Source organism: Streptomyces sp. NPDC001204 (assembly GCF_053598035.1).
Genome location: NZ_JBSFJL010000015.1, coordinates 131049 through 152709, shown reverse-complemented (window position 1 = coordinate 152709; position 21661 = coordinate 131049). Strand labels below are relative to the sequence as shown.

The following is a 21661-nucleotide window of genomic DNA, read 5'->3' as shown; positions in this document are numbered from 1 at the left end:
GGTGAGCAGGGCCGCGCCGAGGGCCGTGGCGAGGGGCGGTCTTCGTATGTGCACTGCGGGCTCCTTCTGTCAGGAAAGTTTCCTTACCGGGAGGTGCGTTTCAACAGCGACGAAGCGCGGCGCGCCCCGGAACCGCCGGGCAGTGGTCCGGGGCGCGCCGTGGGCCGGCCGGGTCAGGCCATGTCGAACTTCGCCGGGTCCGGGCCCAGGCGCCGGTCCTCGTTCAGGGCGCTGATCGCCGCGAGGTCCTCGTCGTCCAGGCTGAAGTCGAAGACCTCGATGTTCTCCCGGATCCGGGAGGGCGTCACGGACTTCGGGATCACGACGTTGCCGAGCTGGAGGTGCCAGCGCAGCACGATCTGGGCGGGCGTGCGGTTGTGCTTCTGTGCGATCGCCACGATCGCCGGGACCTCCAGGAGGCCCTTGCCCTGGCCGAGCGGCGACCAGGCCTCGGTGGCGATGCCCTGCTCCGCGTGGTACTCGCGGGCGGCGTGCTGCTGGAGGTGCGGGTGCAGCTCGATCTGGTTGACCGCCGGGATCACCGAGGTCTCGGCGATCAGGCGCTCCAGGTGCTCCGGAAGGAAGTTGGAGGTGCCGATTGCCCGGATGCGCCCGGCCGCGTGCAGCTTCTCGAACGCCTTGTAGGAGTCGACGAACTTCCCCCGGGCCGGCGTCGGCCAGTGGATCAGGTAGAGGTCCACGTACTCCAGTCCGAGCTTGGCCAGCGACGCGTCGAAGGCGCGCAGCGTGGAGTCGTACCCCTGGTCGCTGTTCCAGAGCTTGGTGGTGACGAAGACCTCCTCGCGCGGGATGCCGGACGCGGCGATGGCCTTGCCGGTGCCCTCTTCGTTGCCGTAGATCGCCGCTGTGTCGACGCTGCGGTACCCGGCCTCCAGCGCGGTGGCGACGGCCCGCTCCGCCTCGTCGTCCGGCACCTGCCAGACACCGAAGCCCAGCTGGGGCATCTCGACGCCGTTGTTGAGGATGATCGGGGGGACCTTGCTGCTCACGAGCTTCTCGATCCTTCGCTTGTCGTCGTGTGTCGGTCCCATCGTCAACGATCACGAGCCTGATCGCATTCCTGAGCGGCCGTTCCTGCCGGAACCGGCTGGAACCTGCTGGAACCGGCTGGAACCAGCTGGAACCGGGCCGGGTGGCTGGGGCGGCGCGGTCCCGCTCAGATCCGGTACAGCGCCTCCACCTCGTCGGCGTACGCGTTCTCGATGGCCTTGCGCTTCAGCTTCAGGGACGGGGTCAGCAGACCGTGCTCCTCGGTGAACGGCTGGGCGAGGATACGGAAGGTGCGGATCGACTCGGCCTGGGAGACCAGCGTGTTGGCGGCGACCACCGCTCGGCGGACCTCCGTCTCCAGGTCGGGGTCGTGCACCAGCCGGGCCGCCGGCATCCGCGGCTTGCCGCGCATCTGGAGCCAGTGCTCGACGGCCTCCGTGTCGAGGGTGACCAGCGCGGCGACATAGGGACGGTCGTTGCCGACGACGATGCACTGGGAGACCAGCGGGTGGTCGCGCACCCGCTCCTCCAGCACGCCCGGCGCCACGCTCTTGCCGCCGGAGGTCACCAGGATCTCCTTCTTGCGGCCGGTGATCGTCAGATAGCCGTCCTCGTCGAGGGAGCCGAGGTCGCCGGTGGCCAGCCAGCCGTCGTGCAGGGTCTCGTCGGTGGCCTTCTTGTTGTGGAGGTAGCCCTGGAAGACGTTGTCGCCGTGCAGCCAGATCTCGCCGTCGTCGGCGATGTGCACGGTGCTGCCCGGGATGGGCTGCCCGACCGTGCCGTAGCGGGTGCGTTCGGGCGGGTTGGCGGTGGCCGCCGCGGTGGACTCGGTCAGCCCGTAGCCCTCGTAGATCTGCACCCCGGCGCCCGCGAAGAACAGGCCGAGCCGGCGGTCCATCGCCGAGCCGCCGGACATCGCGTTGCGGATCCTGCCGCCCATGGCGGCGCGCACCTTGGAGTACACGAACTTGTCGAAGAACTGGTGCTGCATCCGCAGTCCGGCCGAGGGGCCGGGGCCGATGCCCCACGCCTTGGCCTCGACGGCGTCCGCGTACTTCACGGCGACCTCGACGGCCTTCTCGAACGGCCCGTCCTTGCCCTCCTTCTCCGCCTTGCGGCGGGCGGCGCCGAACACCTTCTCGAAGATGTACGGCACCGCCAGGATGAACGTCGGCCGGAACGCCTGGAGGTCGGGCAGCAGAGCGGAGGCGCTCAGCTGCGGCTGATGGCCGAAACGGACCTTGCCGCGGATCGCGGCGACCTCCACCATCCGGCCGAAGACGTGGGCGAGCGGCAGGAACAGCAGCGTCGCCGCCTCGTCGCCCTTCCTGCTGTGGAACACCGGCTCCCAGCGCTCGATCACCGTGTCCGACTCGTGCATGAAGTTGCCGTGCGACAGCACGCAGCCCTTGGGCCGGCCGGTGGTTCCGGAGGTGTAGATGACGGTCGCGACCGAGTCCGGGGTGACCGCCTCCCGGTGCCGGTGCACCACGTCGTCGTCGATGTGCCCGCCCGCGTCGTACAGCTGCTGCACGACGCCGGTGTCCAGCTGCCACAGCAGGCGCAGCCGCGGGAGCCGGTCGATGACGGTGGCGATCGTCATCGCGTGCTCCTCGTGCTCCACGACCGCCGCCGTGACCTCCGCGTCGTACAGCATCCAGAAGCACTGCTCGGCCGAGGAGGTGGGGTAGAGCGGCACCACCTGGGCGCCGATCGTCCACAGCGCGAAGTCGAACAGCGTCCACTCGTAGCGGGTACGGGACATGATCGCGACGCGGTCGCCGAAGCGGATGCCCTGGGCGAGCAGGCCCTTGGCGAGGGCCAGCACCTCGTCGCGGAACTCGGCGCAGGTTACGTCCCGCCACCTGCCGAACTCGTCCTTGCGGCCGAGCGCGATGTGGAGCGGGTCGTCCAGCGCATGCTGGAAGACGACGTCGGCCAGTCCGCCCACCGGCGGTGGCAACGTCGACGGAGGGCTGGTGAACTCGCGCAAACCCCGCTCCCGTTCCTTGTGACGCTCCGCACAGCGCCGTGAAAGCTACCCCAGCGCGGCGGGGGGCGGGAGGGCCCGCGCGGGCGGGCGGCGCCTCGGGGGACGCCGGAAAATGCGCTCACAAGGGGAAGGGTCGGACAGGATTTCCTACGGATCAGTAAGTTTCGGTGCCGTTATCTGCACCGAATCTGTACGGCCCGATTACGGCCCCCGGAACCGGCCGGCCCGACGGTCGCGGCGACCGCAGTGAACAAGCCGGACGCCGGCCGCGGCGACGGTCGTCGGCGATCCGGGCCGGCCGCGGCGACGGTCGTCGGCGATCCGGGCCGGTCGCGGCGACGGCCGTGGGCGATCCGGGCCGGTCGCGGTCTAGCCGACTCCGCGCTGGTGGAGGCGGTCGCCGCTGGTCAGGATGGCCGTGGCCAGGGCGTCGGCCGCGTGGTGGGGTGTGTCGTGACGGCGGCCGTGGACGAGGACGAAGTCGACTCCGCCCAGTTCCGGCAGGCCCGCGCGGTCCGGGACGCGCGCCAGGCCCGGCGGGATCAGGCCACGGGAGTGGGCCATCACGCCGAGGCCCGCGCGGGCGGCGGCGATCAGCCCGTTGAGGCTGCCGCTGGTGCAGGCGACGCGCCACGGCCGGCCCTGGCGCTCCAGGGCCTCCAGGGCGAGGGCCCGGGAGATGCCCGGCGGCGGGTAGACGATGAGCGGCACCGGGCGGTCGGGGTCCAGGCGCAGCCGCTCGGCGCCGATCCAGACCAGTCGGTCGCGCCAGACCGGCTCGCCGTGCGGGTCCTCGGGGCGCCGCTTGGCCAGCACCAGGTCGAGCTTTCCGGCGGCGAGCTGCTCGTGCAGGGTGCCCGACAGCTCCACCGTCAACTCCAGGTCGACCTCGGGGTGCTCGTAGCGGAAGCCCTCCAGGATCTCCGGCAGCCGGGTCAGCACGAAGTCCTCCGACGCGCCGAACCGCAGCCGGCCGCGCACCCGGGCACCGGTGAAGAACGCCGTCGCCTGCTCGTGCACCTGGAGGATCCGGCGCGCGAAGCCCAGCATGGCCTCGCCGTCCTCGGTCAGCTCCACCGAGTGGGTGTCGCGGGTGAACAGCAGCCGGCCGGTCGCGTCCTCGAGACGGCGCACGTGCTGGCTGACGGTCGACTGGCGCAGCCCGAGCCGCCGGGCCGCCCCCGTGAAGCTGAGGGTCTGGGCCACGGTCAGGAAGGTGCGCAGCTGGGCGGGGTCGTACACGAGGCACAGGCTACGCGGTTATCGCAGAACCCGATGACAGTCAGAGCGGTATGACGGATTCCCGATCGATCTCGGAGGGAGCACGATGGAGAGGGGATCCGTCGGCCTGTGGAACGGGGCGCACGGGCCGTACGGGCGTGACGGCGCCCGTACCGAACCGAACAGCACGAGCAAGTGGAGCACCGTGAAACGCCTGCGCAGGACGAACCGGCTGCCGATCGACCCGTACATCGTCCTGTTGCTGGGGACGGTGGGCGTCGCGGCACTCCTCCCGGCCCGCGGCACGGCCGCCCATGCGGCCTCGGGCGCCTCGACCGCCGCGATCGCCCTGCTGTTCTTCCTCTACGGCGTCCGGCTGTCCACCCGTGAGGCGCTGGACGGCCTGAAGCACTGGCGGCTGCATGTCACGGTCCTGGCCTGCACCTTCCTGATCTTCCCGCTGCTCGGCCTCGCCGCCGGCGGCCTCGTCCCGGTGCTGCTGAACCAGCCGCTCTACCAGGGCCTGCTCTTCCTCACCCTGGTCCCGTCGACCATCCAGTCGTCGATCGCGTTCACCTCCATCGCCCGCGGCAACGTGCCCGCCGCGATCTGCGCCGGATCCTTCTCCTCCCTGGTCGGCATCATCCTGACCCCGCTGCTCGCGGCCGCGCTGCTCGGCAACAGCGGCGGCGGCTTCTCCGGCCACTCGCTGGTCACGATCGTGATGCAGCTGCTCGTGCCGTTCGTCGCCGGGCAGGTCCTCAGGCCGTGGATCGGAGGCTTCGTCGCCCGGCACAAGAAGGTCCTCGGGCTGGTCGACCGCGGCTCGATCCTGCTCGTCGTCTACACCGCGTTCAGCGAGGGCATGGTGCGCGGCATCTGGCACCAGGTCAGTCCCGTACGGCTCGGCGGGCTGCTCGTCGTCGAGGCCCTGCTGCTCGCCGTGATGCTCGCCCTGACCTGGTACGGCACACGGGCGCTGGGCTTCTCCCGCGAGGACCGCATCGCGGTGCAGTTCGCCGGCTCGAAGAAGTCGCTGGCCTCCGGGCTGCCCATGGCGAGCGTCCTGTTCGGCGCCCATGCCTCGCTCGCCGTGCTGCCGCTGATGCTCTTCCACCAGATGCAGCTCATGGTGTGCGCGGTGATCGCCAAGCGCCGGGCGCGGGACCCCGAGGCGCGGCAGGAGGGCGCCGAGCCGGCGCCGCCGGCGGCGTCACGCACCGCGGTCGGCACGGCGACCCCTCCCCGTTGACAGGTCCTCGTTGACCGTGGGGCGGCTCAGCCGTGGGCGGCCGCCTCCCGCAGGGCTATCCGCTCCGCGCCCGCGTACACGTTCATGGAGCTGCCCCGCAGGAAGCCCACCAGCGTCAGTCCCGTCTCCGCGGCCAGGTCCACCGCCAGGGACGACGGCGCCGAGACGGCCGCCAGCACCGGGATGCCCGCCATGACGGCCTTCTGGGCCAGCTCGAAGGAGGCGCGGCCGGAGACCAGCAGGATCCTGCGGGACAGGGGCAGGTCGCCGTTCTGCAGGGCGCGGCCGATCAGCTTGTCGACCGCGTTGTGCCGGCCCACGTCCTCCCGTATGTCCACCAGTTCGCCGTCCTCGGTGAACAGGGCCGCCGCGTGCAGCCCGCCGGTGCGGTCGAAGACGCGCTGGGCGGCCCGCAGCCGGTCGGGCAGGCTCGCCAGCAGCTCGGGCCCGACCCGCAGCGGAGGCGTGTCGGAGATCGGCCAGCGGGCCGTCGTACGGACCGCGTCCAGGCTCGCCTTGCCGCACAGGCCGCACGACGAGGTCGTGTACACGTTGCGTTCGAGGGTGATGTCGGGCAGGACGACGTCCGGCGCGGTCTTCACGTCCACCACGTTGTACGTGTTCGAGCCGTCCGCCGTCGCGCCCGCGCAGTACACGATGTTCACCAGGTCGGACGTGGCGGCCAGCACGCCCTCGCTCACCAGGAAACCGGCCGCCAGCGCGAAGTCGTCGCCCGGTGTGCGCATGGTGATCGCGAGCGGCTTGCCGTTCAGCCGGATCTCCAGCGGCTCCTCGGCGACCAGCGTGTCGGGACGGGACGAGACGGCTCCGTCCCGGATGCGGATCACCTTGCGTCGTTCCGTGACTCGTCCCATGTCCTGATCAGCCCCGGTTCTGTGCGCTCTCCGGCCGAAGCGGCCCCGACGATCTCATTGTCCTGCACGCGCGGCAGGGGATCGCGGCGGGAGAACCCCGCCCCTGCCCACGGCGGCCGTGACCTCTCCCGAGGACAGGTGCCTGAATACTGTCGACGATGTATTGTCTGCTGCCTGCCGCCGCGAGGGCAAGGGTCCCCAGCCGTGAGGGCGGGCCTCCTCTGACAGAAGCCGACAAGCGGGGACCGCCAATCCTGTGACTTCACCTGCCGCGTTACCCGTGAGTCACTGATCAGACTGGTGAATCCCGCTACCCACGGCCACGAGGGGGATCACCCATGAACGGCTCGCGCATCACCGCCGTCGGTCACTACCAGCCCGCCAAGGTGCTCACCAACGAGGACCTGGAGGGCATCGTGGCGACCAGCGACGAGTGGATCAGGAGCCGGGTGGGCATCCGTACCCGGCACATCGCCGCGCCCGACGAGCCGGTCGACGAGCTCGCCGCGCACGCCGCCGCGAAGGCGCTCGCGGCGGCCGGCCTCGCGCCCGCCGACATCGACCTGGTGCTGGTCGCCACCTCCACGGCCACGGACCGCTCCCCGAACACCGCCGCCCGCGTCGCCGCCCGGCTCGGCGTGCCGCGGCCGGCCGCGATGGACCTCAACGTCGTGTGCGCGGGCTTCACCCACGCCCTGGCCACCGCCGACCACACGGTGCGCGCCGGTGCCGCGACCCGCGCCCTGGTCATCGGCGCCGACAAGATGACCGCCGTGACCGACTGGACCGACCGCACGACCTGCGTGCTCGTCGGCGACGGGGCCGGGGCCGTCGTGGTCGAGGCCTGCCGGCCGGGCGAGGAGCCCGGGATCGGGCCGGTGCTGTGGGGCTCGGTGCCCGAGATGGGGCACGCGGTGCGGATCGAGGGCACGCCCCCGCGGTTCGCGCAGGAGGGGCAGAGCGTCTACCGGTGGGCCACCACGCAGTTGCCGCCGCTGGCCCGGCAGGCCTGCGAGCGGGCCGGATTCGCGCCCGAGGAACTCGCCGCGGTCGTCCTGCACCAGGCCAACCTGCGCATCATCGAGCCGCTCGCCGCGAAGCTGGGAGCCGTCAACGCCGTCGTCGCCCGCGACGTCAGCGAGTCCGGCAACACCTCGGCCGCGAGCATCCCGCTGGCCCTGTCCAAGCTCGTCGAACGGGGCGAGGTGACCACCGGCGACCCGGTGCTGCTGTTCGGCTTCGGCGGCAATCTGTCCTACGCCGGGCAGGTCGTGCGCTGCCCGTGAACGGCGGCCCCGTCCTCACCCGGTGGGTGGGAGGGGTTCACGCGTGCGGGCCTCACGCGCGCGTGTGCGTCGCGCGCGGACATGCGTCGCGCGCGGGGGTGACGCGCGCGACATCCGCCGATCGTGGCGACTGTGCATCGTAGACTGTAGACGAACGGCGATCGATGAACCGCCCGAGTGTCAAAGCCCCGGGTGTCCGCCTGCTGCGCGCGCCCGGCCGAGGAGGGGACCGCGATGTTGTCGACAGGACTGCCGCAGGGGGCGGTGCCCAGGCTCGAGCGCCCCGGCCCGCTGCGTGAGCGCGTCTACGAAGCCCTGCTGGAGCTCATCACCACTCGTGCCCTCCAGCCGGGCCAGCACCTCGTCGAGAGCGAACTCGCCGGGCACCTCGGTGTCTCCCGGCAGCCGGTGCGCGAGGCGCTCCAGCGGCTGAACACCGAGGGCTGGGTCGATCTGCGGCCCGCTCAGGGCGCCTTCGTGCACGAGCCGACGGAGCAGGAGGCCGACCAGCTCCTCAGCGTGCGCATGCTCCTGGAGGCCGAGGCGGCCCGCCTCGCCGCCGCGAACGCGGACCGCGACGGCGTCACCGCCCTGGAGGAGCTGGTGGCGCAGGGGTTCGAGGCCGTCGCCGCCGACGACGTGGACACGGCCGTCGCCCTGAACGCCCGCTTCCACGCCAGGATCGTGGAGCTGGCCGGCAACGCGGTGCTCGCCGAGCTGGCCGCCCAGGTCGACCGCCGGGTGCGCTGGTACTACACGCCGGTGGCCCGGCAGCGCGGCCGCCAGTCCTGGATCGAGCACCGCGAGCTCATCGAGGCGATCGCCGACCGCGACGAGCAGCGCGCGACCCGTCTGATGCGCGAGCACACGGAGCACACCCGCAGGTCGTACCACGGCCAGGCGAAGCCCTGACCCCACCCGCCGAGCCCTGATCCCACGGGCCGTGCCCCGACCCGACGAGCCCCGCCCCGACCTCATGAGGGCCGGCCCGGGGTCCCGCTCGGCGCCGCCAACTTTGTCCTGTCGGTGGGGAAAGTTGGCGGCAATCCATGCGCAACTTCTTCCCAGTTCCGGCAGTCGCTGCTACGTTCCTCTCTCAAGCAAGCGGCCAAGTGGCCGGAATCCCTTGCGCACAGGCCGAATTGAGGCGGGGAGGGGCACGTGAGACGTATGACGGCACGACCCGCCAACACACACCAGGCCCGGCTGCTGAAGCTGCTGCGCGACGGGGGACCCAGCTCCCGGGCACAGCTCGGCGACCGCGTCGAGCTGTCCCGGTCGAAACTGGCCGTGGAGGTGGACCGGCTCCTGGAGACGGGACTGGTCGTCGCCGACGGACTCGCCGCCTCGCGCGGCGGCCGCCGCTCCCACAACGTCCGGCTCGCCCCCGAACTGCGTTTCCTGGGCGTCGACATCGGCGCGACCTCGGTCGACGTCGCGGTCACCAACGCCGAACTGGAAGTGCTCGGACACCTCAACCAGCCGCTGGACGTACGCGAGGGGCCCGTCGCCGTCTTCGAGCAAGTCCTCGCCATGGCCGCGAAGTTGCGGATGTCGGGGCTCGCGGAGGGCTACGACGGCGCCGGCATCGGCGTCCCCGGCCCCGTCCGCTTCCCCCAGGGCGTCCCCGTGGCACCCCCGATCATGCCGGGCTGGGACGGCTTCCCCGTGCGGGAGGCGCTCAGCCAGGAGCTCGGCTGCCCGGTCATGGTCGACAACGACGTGAACCTCATGGCGATGGGGGAGCAGCACGCGGGCGTCGCCCGCTCCGTGGGCGACTTCCTCTGCGTCAAGATCGGCACCGGCATCGGCTGCGGCATCGTCGTCGGCGGCGAGGTCCACCGAGGAACGACCGGCAGCGCGGGCGACATCGGGCACATCCAGGCCGTGCCCGACGGGCGCCCCTGTGTCTGCGGCAACCGGGGCTGCCTGGAGGCCCACTTCAGCGGGGCGGCCCTGGCCCGTGACGCGCTGGAGGCGGCCCAGCAGGGCCTGTCGGTCGAGCTGGCGACCCGGCTGGAGACGAACGGCAGCCTCAGCGCCGCCGACGTGGCCGCCGCGGCCGCCGCGGGCGACGCCACCTCGCTCGGCCTGATCCGGGAGGGCGGCACCCGCACCGGCCAGGTCATCGCCGGACTGGTCTCCTTCTTCAACCCCGGCCTGGTGGTGATCGGCGGTGGGGTCACCGGCCTCGGCCACACCCTGCTCGCCGCGATCCGCACCCAGGTCTACCGCCAGTCGCTGCCCCTGGCGACCGGCAACCTGCCCATCGTCCTGGGCGAGTTGGGGCCCGCCGCCGGAGTCATCGGCGCGGCCCGGCTCATCAGCGACCACCTGTTCTCGCCGGCCTGACCGGCGCGCACCACCCCGCACCACCGGCACGTCCCGCACCACCGGCACACAGCACGGCACCACCGGCACGTCCCGCACCACCAGAGCACGTACCTCGGCACCACCGGCACGTCCCGCACCACCAGAGCACGTACCTCGGCACCACCGGCACGTCCCGCGGACAGTACGTCCGCGCACCCGTACGTCCGCGCACCACCAGCACGTTCCGAGCACCGGCACGCACCACGTCGACCCGCGCGCCCGCACCCCGCGTACCCCAGCCCCGCACACCCCCGAGTACCGCACATCCCCGTACCCCGACACCCCAGCTCACGCCGCCTACCGCGCACCGGCACCGGTACGCCCCGCGTACGTCAGCCCTGCCCTGAGACCGGCCGTATCCGCCGAGGGGAACCACCATGGCTCCAGAACCACCCCTGCTCAGCATGTCCGGCATCACCAAGTCGTTCCCCGGAGTCCGTGCCCTGGACGGAGTCGACCTGGAGGTACTGGCCGGAGAGGTCCACTGCCTGCTCGGCCAGAACGGCGCCGGGAAGTCCACCCTCATCAAGGTCCTCGCCGGGGCCCACCAGCCCGACGACGGGAAGATCACCTGGCGGGGCGAGCCCATCACCCTGAAGTCCCCGATCGCCGCCATGAGCCTGGGCATCGCCACCATCTACCAGGAACTCGACCTGGTGGGACACCTGTCCGTGGCCGAGAACGTCTTCCTGGGCCACGAACCCGTCACCGCCGGCTTCGTCGTCCGCGGACGCGAGGCCCGCTCCGCCACCGCCGGCCTCCTCAAGCGGCTCGGACATCCCGAGATCGACCCGGCCCGGCTCGTCGGCGACCTCTCCGCGGCCCAGCAGCAGGTCGTCTCCATGGCCCGCGCCCTCTCCCACGACGTCCGGCTCATCGTGATGGACGAACCGTCCGCCGCCCTCGACCCGGACGAGGTCGACAACCTCTTCCGCATCGTCGGCGACCTCACCGCCGACGGTGTCGCCGTCGTCTACATCTCCCACCGCCTGGAGGAGATCCGCCGCATCGGTGACCGGGTCACCGTCCTCAAGGACGGCCGCGCCGTCGCCGGCGGCCTGCCCGCCGAGTCCACCCCGACCCGCGAGATCGTCTCCCTGATGACGGGCCGCAACGTCGAGTACGTCTTCCCGCCGCGCCCCGCGTTCTCCACCGAGCTCCCCGCGCCCGTCCTCACCGTCGAAGGCCTCGCCCGCGACGGCGAGTTCGCACCCCTCGACCTCGAACTGCGGCCCGGCGAGATCGTCGGCCTCGCCGGACTCGTCGGCTCCGGCCGCTCCGAGATCCTGGAGACCATCTACGGCGCCCGCAAGCCCAGCGCGGGCCGCGTCCTCGTCGACGGCACACCGCTGCGTCCCGGCAGCGTGCGCTCCGCCGTCCGCGCCGGACTCGGGCTCGCCCCCGAGGAACGCAAGGCCCAGGCCCTGCTGATGCTGGAGTCCGTCACCCGCAACGTCAGCGTCTCCACGCTGTCGCGCTTCGCCCGCGGCGGCTGGCTCGACCGGCGCGCCGAACGGAACGCGGCCCGGCAGGCCACCCGCGAACTCTCCCTGCGCCCCGACAACCCCGACGCCCCGGTGCGCACCCTCTCCGGCGGCAACCAGCAGAAAGCGGTCCTCGCCCGCTGGCTGCTGCGCGGCTGCCGCGTCCTGCTCCTCGACGAACCCACCCGCGGCGTCGACGTCGGCGCCCGCGCCGAGCTGTACGCGGTGGTGCGCCGCCTCGCCGACGAGGGCCTGGCCGTCCTCCTGGTCTCCAGCGAGGTGCCCGAGGTGCTCGGCCTCGCCGATCGCGTCCTGGTGCTCCGCGAAGGGCTCGTCGTCCACACGGCACCCGCCCGGGAACTGGACGAACACCGCGTACTCGACCTGGTCATGGAAGGAAGCCCCGTGTCCACGCAGTCCGTAACCGAGGAAGGGAGCGCGACGTCATGACGCAGCCCGCCACCCCGGCCCAGCAGGGCGGACCCGACGCCGGGCCGCCCCCCACCGCCCGCGCGGACGCCCCGGCCGGCGGCGCCGGCCCGCTGCGCGTCCTGTGGGCGCGCGCCGACGTGCGCACCCTGTCGCTGCTCGGCGTGCTCGCCGCCCTCGTCCTCATCGGCGGCATCACCAAACCCGACCAGTTCCTGGACACCCGCAACCTGCAACTGGTGCTCACCCAGGCGTCCATCATCGGCGTCGTCACCGTCGGGATGACCTTCGTCATCATGAGCGGCGGCATCGACCTGTCCGTCGGCGCGATCGTCGGCCTCGCCTCCGTGTGGGCCACCACCGTCGCCACCCAGGAGTACGGCTTCGTGGGCGTGCTGTTCACGGCGGTGCTCGTCGGCGTCGGCTGCGGACTCGTCAACGGCGTCCTCATCGCGTACGGCGGCATGGTCCCGTTCATCGCCACCCTCGCCATGCTCGCCTCCGCGCGCGGACTCGCCCTGCAGATCACCGGCGGCAAGACCCAGATCGTCACCATCGACGGCATCCTGAGCCTCGGCGAACGCGACTCCTACGTGCTCGGCGTGCCGCCGCTGGTCCTCGTCTTCGCCGCCGTCACCGTCATCGGCTGGCTCGTGCTGAACCGCACCACGTTCGGGCGGCGCACCGTAGCCGTCGGCGGCAACGCGGAGGCGGCCCGCCTGGCGGGCATCGACGTCCGCCGCCAGCGCCTCTACCTCTACCTGCTGTCCGGACTGTGCTGCGGCATCGCGGCCTTCCTGCTGATCGTCCTGGCCGGCTCCGGCCAGAACACCAACGGCAACCTGTACGAACTCGACGCCATCGCCGCCGCGATCATCGGCGGGACCCTGCTGAGCGGCGGCCGGGGCACCATCGTCGGCTCCGTCCTCGGCGTCCTCATCTTCATCACGATCAGCAACATCTTCGCCCTGAACAACCTCCAGAGCGACGTCCAGCAGATCGCCAAGGGCGCCATCATCGTCGCCGCCGTCCTCGTCCAGCGGCGCACCGCCTCCACCACGTAGCCCAGCCGAGCCGCCCGCTCCGTACGGCCCTCAACGGAAAGGCCATCGCCATGCCTCAGACACCGAGCCGCAGAGGTCTGCTCTTCGGCGGCGCCGCAGTCGGCGCCACCGCCTTCCTCGCCGCCTGCACCAGCAACGAGCCCAAGAACGACAAGCCCGCGGCGAACGACAAGCCCGCCGCCGACAACACGCCCGGCAAGGCCGTCACCATCGGCTTCGCCGGCCCGCAGGCCGACCACGGCTGGCTCAACGCGATCAACGAGAACGCCAAGAGCCGCGCCAAGACGTACTCCGACGTCACCCTGGAGATCACCGAGGGCTCCAACGACACCGCCGCGCAGATCGGGCAGATCGAGACCCTCATCAACAAGAAGGTCGACGTCCTGGTGATCCTGCCCGCCGACGGCAAGGCACTCACCCAGGTCGGCCTGAAGGCCATGCGGGCGGGCATCCCCGTCGTCAACCTCGACCGGGTCTTCAACTCCCCGCAGGCGTACCGCTGCTGGATCGGCGGCGACAACTACGGGATGGGCTTCAACGCCGGGCAGTACATCGGCGAGAAGCTCAAGGGCAAGTCGAACGCGAAGGTCGTCGAACTCGCCGGCCTGGACAACCTGGAGCTGACCAAGCAGCGCACCCAGGGCTTCGACGACGCGCTGAAGAACTACTCCAACATCACCAAGGTGGCCCGCCAGGCCGCCGAGTTCACCGTCGAGTCCGGTCAGTCGAAGATGGCCCAGCTCCTCCAGGCGCAGAAGCAGATCGACGCGCTGTGGAACCACGACGACGACCAGGGCGTCGGCGCGCTGCGCGCCATCGAGCAGGCCGGGCGCGACGAGTTCCTCATGGTCGGCGGCGCCGGCGCGCTCTCCGCGTTCGAACAGATCAAGCAGGACAAGGGCGTTCTGAAGGCCACCGTGCTGTACCCGCCCACCATGGCCGCGTCCGCGATCGACCTGGCCCGGGCGCTGGGCCAGGGCAAGGGCGTGTCCGGCATGGCGGAGTTCGAGATCCCGGCGTCCATCACGTTGTACTCGGCCGTGGTCGACAAGACCAACGTCGACCAGTACATGCCCACCGGCTTCAAGTGATGGGCGCTGCCAACCCCCCACATCGCAATCACGGCGTCGGGAACGCCGCTGCGAACGTTCACGAGAAGGAGTTATCGGTATGGGCCTGAAGGGACAGTCGGAGCAGGCCGAGAGCGAGCCCGCGGCCGGGAAGCCTCCGCTGCGTGTCGGCATGGTCGGCTACGCCTTCATGGGCGCCGCCCACTCCCAGGGATGGCGCACCGTGGGCCGCGTCTTCGACCTGCCGCACCGGCCCGTACTGGCCGTCGTCGCCGGACGTGACGGGGCGGCCGTGCGGGGCGCGGCCGCCCGGCTCGGCTGGGCCGACGCCGAGACCGACTGGCGCGCTCTGATCGCCCGCGACGACGTCGACATCGTCGACATCTGCACCCCGGGTGACAGCCACGCGGAGATCGCCGTGGCCGCCCTGGAGGCGGGCAAGCACGTGCTCTGCGAGAAACCCCTCGCCAACTCGGTCGAGGAGGCGCGGGAGATGACCGAGGCGGCCGAGCGGGCGCGGGCCCGCGGCCAGGTCGCCATGGTCGGCTTCAACTACCGGCGGCTGCCCGCGACCGCCCTGGCCCGCCGCATGGTCGCCGAGGGCCGCCTCGGCACCCTGCGGCACGTACGGGTCAGTTACCTCCAGGACTGGCTCGTCGACCCGGAGTTCCCGCTGACCTGGCGGCTGCGCAAGGACTCGGCGGGCTCCGGCGCCCTCGGCGACCTGGGCGCCCACATCGTCGACCTCGCCCAGTACCTGGCGGGCGAGCCGATCACCGGGGTGTCCGCGGTCACCGAGACCTTCGTCCGGGAGCGTCCGCTGCCGGCCGGGGCGGCGGCCGGGCTCAGCGGCATCGGCGGCAGCGGCCGGGGGGAGGTCACCGTCGACGACGCGGCCCTGTTCACCGCCCGGTTCGGCTCGGGCGCGCTCGCCTCCTTCGAGGCGACCCGGTTCGCCTCCGGCCGCAAGAACGCGCTGCGCATCGAACTCAACGGGTCACTCGGCTCGCTAGCGTTCGACCTGGAACGGCTCAACGAGCTCTCGTACCACGACCACACCGAACCCGGGGTCAGCGCCGGCTTCCGGCGGATCCTCGTCACCGAACCCGACCACCCCTACCTCGAGGCCTGGTGGCCGCCGGGCCACGGACTCGGCTACGAGCACAGCTTCGTCCACCAGGCCCGCGACCTGGTGCTCGCGATCGCCGCGGGCACGGCGCCCGAACCGTCCTTCGCCGACGGGCTCCAGGTCCAGCGCGTCCTGGCCGCCGTCGAGGAGAGCGCGGCGAAGAATTCCCTCTACACGCCCGTCCCGGTCTAGGGAGGCCCGGTCATGTCACGCTCGTTCACCCTGTTCACCGGCCAGTGGGCCGACCTCCCGCTGGAGGAGGTCTGCCGGCTGGCCCGCGACTTCGGCTACGACGGACTCGAACTGGCCTGCTGGGGAGACCACTTCGAAGTCGACAAGGCGCTGGCCGACCCGGCCTACCTCGACGGGCGGCGTGCGCTGCTCGACAAGTACGGCCTCAAGTGCTGGGCCATCTCCAACCACTTGGTCGGCCAGGGGGTCTGCGACCACCCGATCGACGAGCGCCACCGGGGCATCCTGCCGGCCCGGATCTGGGGCGACGGGGAGCCCGAGGGCGTACGGCAGCGCGCCGCCGCCGAGCTCAAGGACACGGCGAGGGCGGCGGCCGCGTTCGGCGTCGACACCGTCATCGGGTTCACCGGCTCCTCGATCTGGCACCTGGTCGCGATGTTCCCGCCGGTGCCGCCGGGCATGATCGAACGCGGCTACCAGGACTTCGCCGACCGGTGGAACCCGATCCTCGACGTGTTCGACGCCGAGGGCGTCCGCTTCGCGCACGAGGTGCACCCCGGCGAGATCGCGTACGACTACTGGACCACGCGGCAGGCCCTGGAGGCGGTGGACAACCGGCCCGCGTTCGGGTTGAACTTCGACCCGAGCCACTTCGTCTGGCAGGACCTCGACCCGGTCGGCTTCCTGTACGACTTCCGGGACCGGATCTACCACGTGGACTGCAAGGAGGCCCGCAAACGCCTCGACGGGCGCAACGGCCGCCTCGGCTCGCACCTGCCGTGGGGTGACCCCCGGCGCGGCTGGGACTTCGTCTCCGCCGGGCACGGTGACGTCCCGTGGGAGGACGTCTTCCGCATGCTCCGGTCCATCGACTACACCGGCCCCGTCTCAGTGGAGTGGGAGGACGCCGGCATGGACCGGCTCCAGGGCGCCCCCGAGGCGCTGCGGAGGCTCAGGGAGTTCGACTTCGACCCGCCGAGCGCGTCGTTCGACGCGGCTTTCGGGAGCGACTAGCTCCGCCGTTCGGCGGGGGGCGGAGCGCCGTTCCGGACGTTGTCCGTCGGCGGCTGCGGGTCCGTTGTGGTCGGTCGCGCAGTTCCCCGCGCCCCTTCGGGGACGCGGGGCGCCACCCGTCGGTTCGGCATGCCCGGAAACCGCTTTGTCCTCGCGCTGGAAAAAGTTCAACTTCTCTGTTGTGCAAGGGCTATCCGACTCCGACAAAGCCAGCTACGGTCCCGGAGTTGTACAGGTCACGCACATCTCCGGGGTGACGGCGCACCCCGGCACATCGCAACCGCCCCGTACGACCCCCACCCTCCCGGAGGGATTTTCGTGCACAGGAAACGTCCCAGATTCCACAAGGCACTCGCGCTTCTTACCGGTTCACTCCTCGCGGGCAGCTCGCTCGCGCTCGCCGCGCCGCCGGCGAGCGCCGCCGACCCCGGCGCCGCCAAGCCGGCCGCCGCGGCCGCCGAGGACTTCCAGCAGATCACTCTCGCCAAGGGCGCCCCCGAGGTCGGCGAGCCGATGTCGCTGGCCGTCCTCCCGGACCGCAGCGTGCTGCACACCTCCCGCGACGGCACCCTGCGCCTGACCGACGCGCAGGGCACCACGTCCGTCGCGGGCAAGCTGGCCGTCTACGACCACGACGAGGAAGGGCTCCAGGGCATCGGGATCGACCCCGACTTCGCCGAGAACCGGTTCGTCTACCTCTACTACTCGCCGCCGCTGAACACCCCGCCCGGCGACGCCCCCGAGAACGGGACGGCCGCCGACTTCGCCCCCTTCGACGGCGTCAACCGGCTCTCCCGCTTCGTCCTGAAGCAGGACGGCACCCTCGACACGGCCAGCGAGAAGAACGTCCTCGAGGTCAAGACGTCCCGCGGCATCTGCTGCCACGTCGGCGGTGACATCGACTTCGACAAGGACGGCAACCTCTACCTGTCGACCGGCGACGACTCCAACCCGTTCGCCTCCGACGGCTACACCCCGATCGACGAGCGGTCGACCCGGAACCCGGCGTTCGACGCCCAGCGAACCTCGGGCAACACCAACGACCTGCGGGGCAAGATCCTGCGGATCAAGGTCAAGCCGGACGGCTCCTACGACATACCCGAGGGCAACCTCTTCGCCCCGGGCACCCCGAAGACCCGCCCCGAGATCTACGCGATGGGCTTCCGCAACCCGTTCCGGTTCAGCATCGACAAGCCCACCGGCAACATCTACATCGGTGAGTACGGTCCGGACGCCGGCGCCGCCAACGCAAGCCGCGGCCCCTCCGGCATGGTCGAGTTCAACCGCGTGACCAAGCCCGGCAACTACGGCTGGCCGTACTGCGTGGGCAAGAACGAGGCGTACATCAAGTACGACTTCGCCACCAAGCAGTCCGGCGCGGCCTTCGACTGCTCGGCGCCGAAGAACACCTCGCCGAACAACACCGGCCTGGTCGACCTCCCGCCGGCCGAGCCGGCCTGGATCGACTACGACGGCGGTTCGATCCCCGAGTTCGGCAACGGCTCCGAGTCCCCGATGGGCGGCCCGGTCTACCGCTACGACCCCGACCTGAAGTCCGCCGCCAAGTTCCCCGAGGCCTACGACGGGAACTTCTTCGCCGGTGAGTTCGGCCGCCGGTGGATCAAGCGGATCGAGCAGGACGACGACGGCACCGTCAAGTCCATCAACCCCTTCCCCTGGTCCGGCACCCAGGTGATGGACATGGCGTTCGGCCCGGACGGTGCCCTCTACGTCCTGGACTACGGCCTGTCCTGGTTCGGCGGCGACGAGAACTCCGCGCTCTACCGCATCGAGAACGTCACCAACGGCCACGCGCCGACCGTGAGCGCCAAGTCGGACAAGACCTCTGGCAAGGCGCCCCTGAAGGTGGCCTTCTCCGCGACCGGCAAGGACGCCGACGGCGACGCGCTCACCTACAGCTGGGACTTCGGTGACGGCTCCACCGGCACCGGCGAGTCGCCCCAGCACACCTACCGCACCAACGGCACGTACACCGCCACCGTCACCGTGACGGACCCGACGGGTTACACCGCCACCGCCAACGTCCACGTGGTCGTCGGCAACACCGCGCCCACCGTCACCTTCGAGACCCCGGCGGACGGCGCCCTGTTCAACTTCGGCGACACCATCCCGTTCAAGGTGAAGGTCACCGATCCCGAGGACAAGAAGATCGACTGCTCCAAGGTCACCGTCCGCTATGTCCTCGGACACGACAGCCACGGCCACCCGATCACCTCGGCCACCGGCTGCGAGGGCACCATCGCCGTGCCGGCCGACGGTGAGCACGACCCCAACGCCAACATCTTCGGCGTCCTCGACGCCGAGTACACCGACAACGGCGGCGGCGGTCAGGCCGCTCTGACCACCCACGCGCAGATCGTGCTTCAGCCCCGCCACCGGCAGGCCGAGCACTTCAGCGCCCAGAGCGGCATCCGCACCTACGACAAGACCGAGGCGCACGGCGGCAAGACCGTCGGCGACATCGACAACGGTGACTGGATCTCGTTCAAGCCGTACAACCTCAACGGCGCCCAGACGCTCACCGCCCGGGTCTCCTCCGGCGGCGCCGGCGGGTACCTGGAGGTCCGCACCGGAGGCCCGAACGGCACCCTGCATGGCTCCGGGGTCGTCCCGGTGACCGGCGGCTGGGAGACCTTCCAGAACATCGACATCCCGCTCAGCAAGCTGCCGAAGAAGACCACCGAGCTGTACCTGGTCTTCAAGGGCGGTGACGGAGCGCTCTACGACGTCGACGACTTCATGATCTCGGACAAGAAGCCGGCGAAGAACGCCAAGCGGGTCCTCGTCTTCTCCAAGACGGCCGGCTTCCGCCACGACTCCATCGAGACCGGCGTGCAGGCCCTGAAGGACCTCGGCGGCCCGAGCGGCATCACCGTCGACTCCACCGAGGAGGCCAAGCAGTTCACCACCGCCAACCTCGCCCGCTACGACGCCGTCGTCTTCCTCTCCACCACCGGCACCGTCCTGAACGCCGACCAGAAGCAGGCGTTCGAGAAGTACATCGCCGGCGGCGGCGGTTACATGGGCATCCACGCGGCCGCCGACACCGAGTACGAGTGGCCGTTCTACGGCGGCCTGGTCGGCGCGTACTTCGACTCGCACCCGCAGATCCAGAAGGCCACCGTCCGGGTCCCCGAGCACGACCACCCGGCCACCAAGGGCCTCGACGACGCGTGGGACCGCACGGACGAATGGTACAACTACCGCTCCAACCCGCGTGACCACGCCCGCGTCCTGGCCACCCTGGACGAGAGCACCTACCAGGGCGGCACCATGAACGGCGACCACCCGATCGCCTGGTGCCAGGCCTACCAGGGCGGGCGCTCCTTCTACACCGGCCTCGGCCACACGAAGGAGTCCTACGCCGAGGACGGCTTCCGCAGTCACCTGCTCGGTGGGCTGAAGTACGTCACCGGCCAGGAGAAGGCCGACTGCAAGCCGCGCACCGCCTGATCCAGGGGAAAGCCGCCCGCCGAGGGCGCCTGAGACGGCGGCGGGCGGGAGACGCCGGACTCCCGCTCGCCGTCCCCAACCCGACCGGGCCGGCCCGCGCCCCCCGACGGGGGCGCAACGGCCCCGGCCCACCCGCGCCGGCACCCCGCACCCGGCCCAGGCCGGAACCCGACCTGGGGTGGGAGGCGGCGCCGGCGGCGCCGGAACCCTGTTCCAACTCCGGTTTCGGATCCCGGTTCCGGTCTCGGATCCCGGTCTCGGATCCCGGTCTCGGATCCCGGTCCCGGATCCCGGTCCCGGATCCCGGTTCCGGTCTCGGTCTCGGATCCCGGTCCCGGTTCCGGTCTCGAGTCCGCTCCGGGCTCCGGGTCCGGTCCGGGCTCCGAGTCCGCTCCGGGCTCCGGGTCCGGTCCCCGGGCTCCGGTCCCGGCTCCGGCCCAGGGGCCCGGTCCGGGATCCGGTCCCGGGCTTGGTTCCGGTTCAGGTCGGGACCTTGCCCGGCCGGAGACCCGGTGCAGGTACCCGCGGCGGTCTCCCGGAGGCCGCCCGGCGCCCGACCACCCGTCCGGCTTCCGGTTCGCGTACGACAAGGAGGCTGCCCATGTCCGCCGAACCTTCCGCTTCCCCCTCCCGCACCGGCGTCTGGCTGATCGGCGCGAGAGGCTCCGTCGCCACCACCGCCATCACCGGATGCGCCGCCGTCGCCGCCGGACTGCATCCCGCCGCCGGCCTCGTCACCGAGACGGAGCCCTTCGCCGCGAGCGGCCTGCCCGCCCTGTCCTCCCTCGTCTTCGGCGGGCACGACACCGTCGACTGCCCGCTGCCCAAACGCGCCGAGAGCCTCGCCGCCGGCGGTGTCCTGCCGCACGGCCTGCCGTCCGCCGTCCGCAGTGAACTGACCACCGCCGACGGGGAGATCAGGCCGGGCGGTCCGCTGCCCGGAGACACCCGGAGCGAGGACGCCCTCATCGACGCCCTCGCCGACGACATCCGGGACTTCACCCGCGGCCACAACCTCGCCCGCACCGTCGTCGTCAACGTCGCCTCCACCGAACCGGCCCCCGAGGGCACCGCCCTGCCCGCCAGCTCGCTCTACGCGGCGGCGGCCCTGCGCGCGGGCTGCCCGTACGTCAACTTCACCCCGTCGACCGGGCTGCACCACCCCGCGCTCGCCGCCGAGGCCGAGACAGCCGCCCTGCCGTACGCGGGCCGCGACGGCAAGACCGGGCAGACCCTGCTGCGGTCCGTGCTCGGCCCGATGTTCACGCAGCGGGCGCTGCGGGTGCTGGCCTGGTCCGGAACGAACCTCCTCGGCGGCGGTGACGGCGCCGCCCTCGCCGACCCCGCCGCCGCCGCGGCGAAGAACTCCGGCAAGGAGCGGGTCCTCGCGGACACCCTGGGCACTGTTCCCCAGGGAGAGGTGCACATCGACGACGTCCCCGCGCTCGGCGACTGGAAGACCGCCTGGGACCACATCGCCTTCGACGGTTTCCTCGGCTCCCGGATGACCCTCCAGACCACCTGGCAGGGCTGCGACTCGGCGCTCGCCGCGCCCCTGGTCCTCGACCTGGCCCGGCTGCTGGCCCGCGCCCACGAACGCGGACTGACCGGGCCGCGCCCCGAACTCGGCTTCTACTTCAAGGATCCCGACCCGGGCGCCCCCGCCGCGCTGGGGGAGCAGTACACGGCGCTCCTGGACTTCGGCCGACGACTGGGGGACCAGTGATGACCCGCCACGGTCTGGTGGCCATCGCCCTGGCGGTGACCGTCGCCGCCGTCGTCGGAGCGCGCGGA

15 protein-coding genes are annotated in these 21661 nt (G+C 71.6%); 11 read left to right on the top strand and 4 right to left on the bottom strand.

What is annotated here, in order from left to right:
- Nucleotides 1–173: 173 nt before the first annotated feature.
- From ACWC91_RS21725 to ACWC91_RS21715, 3 genes are all read right to left on the bottom strand, one after another.
- Nucleotides 174–1010 (bottom strand): aldo/keto reductase, encoded by an 837-nt coding sequence (locus ACWC91_RS21725; RefSeq protein ID WP_388476285.1) that lies wholly within the window; start codon nucleotides 1008–1010, stop codon nucleotides 174–176.
- Nucleotides 1011–1177: 167 nt separating this feature from the next.
- Nucleotides 1178–3004, bottom strand: a complete 1827-nt coding sequence (locus ACWC91_RS21720) for an AMP-dependent synthetase/ligase (protein ID WP_225079655.1) — start codon at nucleotides 3002–3004, stop codon at nucleotides 1178–1180.
- A gap of 369 nt (nucleotides 3005–3373) precedes the next feature.
- Nucleotides 3374–4246, bottom strand: a complete 873-nt coding sequence (locus ACWC91_RS21715; RefSeq protein ID WP_225079656.1) for a LysR substrate-binding domain-containing protein — start codon at nucleotides 4244–4246, stop codon at nucleotides 3374–3376.
- A 211-nt stretch (nucleotides 4247–4457) separates the two neighbouring features.
- Here ACWC91_RS21715 and ACWC91_RS21710 point away from each other — a divergent pair, with 211 nt between their 5' ends.
- Nucleotides 4458–5477 carry a bile acid:sodium symporter family protein gene (locus tag ACWC91_RS21710; protein ID WP_263638609.1) on the top strand — a complete coding sequence of 340 codons (1020 nt, stop codon included), beginning with the start codon at nucleotides 4458–4460 and terminating at the stop codon, nucleotides 5475–5477.
- A gap of 26 nt (nucleotides 5478–5503) precedes the next feature.
- Here ACWC91_RS21710 and fdhD read toward each other — a convergent pair whose 3' ends face one another.
- Nucleotides 5504–6352 (bottom strand): formate dehydrogenase accessory sulfurtransferase FdhD, encoded by an 849-nt coding sequence (gene fdhD / locus ACWC91_RS21705; RefSeq protein WP_281156355.1) that lies wholly within the window; start codon nucleotides 6350–6352, stop codon nucleotides 5504–5506.
- Between the two features lie 338 nt (nucleotides 6353–6690).
- On the opposite strand from fdhD, the gene ACWC91_RS21700 reads away from it, so the two are divergent.
- From ACWC91_RS21700 to ACWC91_RS21655, 10 genes are all read left to right on the top strand, one after another.
- Nucleotides 6691–7638 (top strand): beta-ketoacyl-ACP synthase III, encoded by a 948-nt coding sequence (locus tag ACWC91_RS21700; protein ID WP_450643210.1) that lies wholly within the window; start codon nucleotides 6691–6693, stop codon nucleotides 7636–7638.
- Between the two features lie 234 nt (nucleotides 7639–7872).
- On the top strand, nucleotides 7873–8550 hold the full coding sequence (locus tag ACWC91_RS21695; protein WP_225079660.1) for a GntR family transcriptional regulator: 678 nt from the start codon (nucleotides 7873–7875) through the stop codon (nucleotides 8548–8550).
- Between the two features lie 258 nt (nucleotides 8551–8808).
- On the top strand, nucleotides 8809–9990 hold the full coding sequence (locus ACWC91_RS21690) for an ROK family transcriptional regulator (RefSeq protein ID WP_376505239.1): 1182 nt from the start codon (nucleotides 8809–8811) through the stop codon (nucleotides 9988–9990).
- A 398-nt stretch (nucleotides 9991–10388) separates the two neighbouring features.
- Nucleotides 10389–11945, top strand: a complete 1557-nt coding sequence (locus ACWC91_RS21685) for a sugar ABC transporter ATP-binding protein (protein ID WP_225079662.1) — start codon at nucleotides 10389–10391, stop codon at nucleotides 11943–11945.
- A complete protein-coding gene (locus tag ACWC91_RS21680; RefSeq protein ID WP_225079663.1) occupies nucleotides 11942–12988 on the top strand; it encodes an ABC transporter permease in 1047 nt (348 codons plus the stop codon). The genes ACWC91_RS21685 and ACWC91_RS21680 overlap by 4 nt, the downstream gene beginning before the upstream one ends.
- A 50-nt stretch (nucleotides 12989–13038) precedes the next feature.
- Complete coding sequence (locus ACWC91_RS21675; protein ID WP_225079664.1) at nucleotides 13039–14079, top strand: substrate-binding domain-containing protein; 1041 nt, start codon at nucleotides 13039–13041, stop codon at nucleotides 14077–14079.
- A gap of 79 nt (nucleotides 14080–14158) precedes the next feature.
- On the top strand, nucleotides 14159–15379 hold the full coding sequence (locus ACWC91_RS21670; protein WP_225079665.1) for a Gfo/Idh/MocA family protein: 1221 nt from the start codon (nucleotides 14159–14161) through the stop codon (nucleotides 15377–15379).
- A gap of 12 nt (nucleotides 15380–15391) precedes the next feature.
- The gene (locus tag ACWC91_RS21665; protein ID WP_225079666.1) at nucleotides 15392–16393 is read left to right on the top strand and encodes a sugar phosphate isomerase/epimerase family protein; all 1002 of its coding nucleotides are present in this window, start codon (nucleotides 15392–15394) and stop codon (nucleotides 16391–16393) included.
- 318 nt (nucleotides 16394–16711) lie between these two features.
- A complete protein-coding gene (locus tag ACWC91_RS21660; protein ID WP_450643206.1) occupies nucleotides 16712–19867 on the top strand; it encodes a ThuA domain-containing protein in 3156 nt (1051 codons plus the stop codon).
- A 601-nt stretch (nucleotides 19868–20468) separates the two neighbouring features.
- A complete protein-coding gene (locus ACWC91_RS21655) occupies nucleotides 20469–21593 on the top strand; it encodes an inositol-3-phosphate synthase (protein WP_281157431.1) in 1125 nt (374 codons plus the stop codon).
- The last annotated feature ends 68 nt before the right edge of the window (nucleotides 21594–21661 follow it).

Excerpts from the sequence above, each read along its gene's own strand:
- ACWC91_RS21675 (WP_225079664.1), top strand. The coding sequence starts at position 13,039 with ATGCCTCAGACACCGAGCCGCAGAGGTCTGCTCTTCGGCGGCGCCGCA.
- ACWC91_RS21655 (WP_281157431.1), top strand. The coding sequence starts at position 20,469 with ATGTCCGCCGAACCTTCCGCTTCCCCCTCCCGCACCGGCGTCTGGCTG.
- fdhD (WP_281156355.1), bottom strand. The coding sequence starts at position 6,352 with ATGGGACGAGTCACGGAACGACGCAAGGTGATCCGCATCCGGGACGGA.
- ACWC91_RS21685 (WP_225079662.1), top strand. The coding sequence starts at position 10,389 with ATGGCTCCAGAACCACCCCTGCTCAGCATGTCCGGCATCACCAAGTCG.
- ACWC91_RS21690 (WP_376505239.1), top strand. The coding sequence starts at position 8,809 with ATGACGGCACGACCCGCCAACACACACCAGGCCCGGCTGCTGAAGCTG.
- ACWC91_RS21695 (WP_225079660.1), top strand. The coding sequence starts at position 7,873 with ATGTTGTCGACAGGACTGCCGCAGGGGGCGGTGCCCAGGCTCGAGCGC.
- ACWC91_RS21670 (WP_225079665.1), top strand. The coding sequence starts at position 14,159 with ATGGGCCTGAAGGGACAGTCGGAGCAGGCCGAGAGCGAGCCCGCGGCC.
- ACWC91_RS21665 (WP_225079666.1), top strand. The coding sequence starts at position 15,392 with ATGTCACGCTCGTTCACCCTGTTCACCGGCCAGTGGGCCGACCTCCCG.
- ACWC91_RS21680 (WP_225079663.1), top strand. The coding sequence starts at position 11,942 with ATGACGCAGCCCGCCACCCCGGCCCAGCAGGGCGGACCCGACGCCGGG.
- ACWC91_RS21700 (WP_450643210.1), top strand. The coding sequence starts at position 6,691 with ATGAACGGCTCGCGCATCACCGCCGTCGGTCACTACCAGCCCGCCAAG.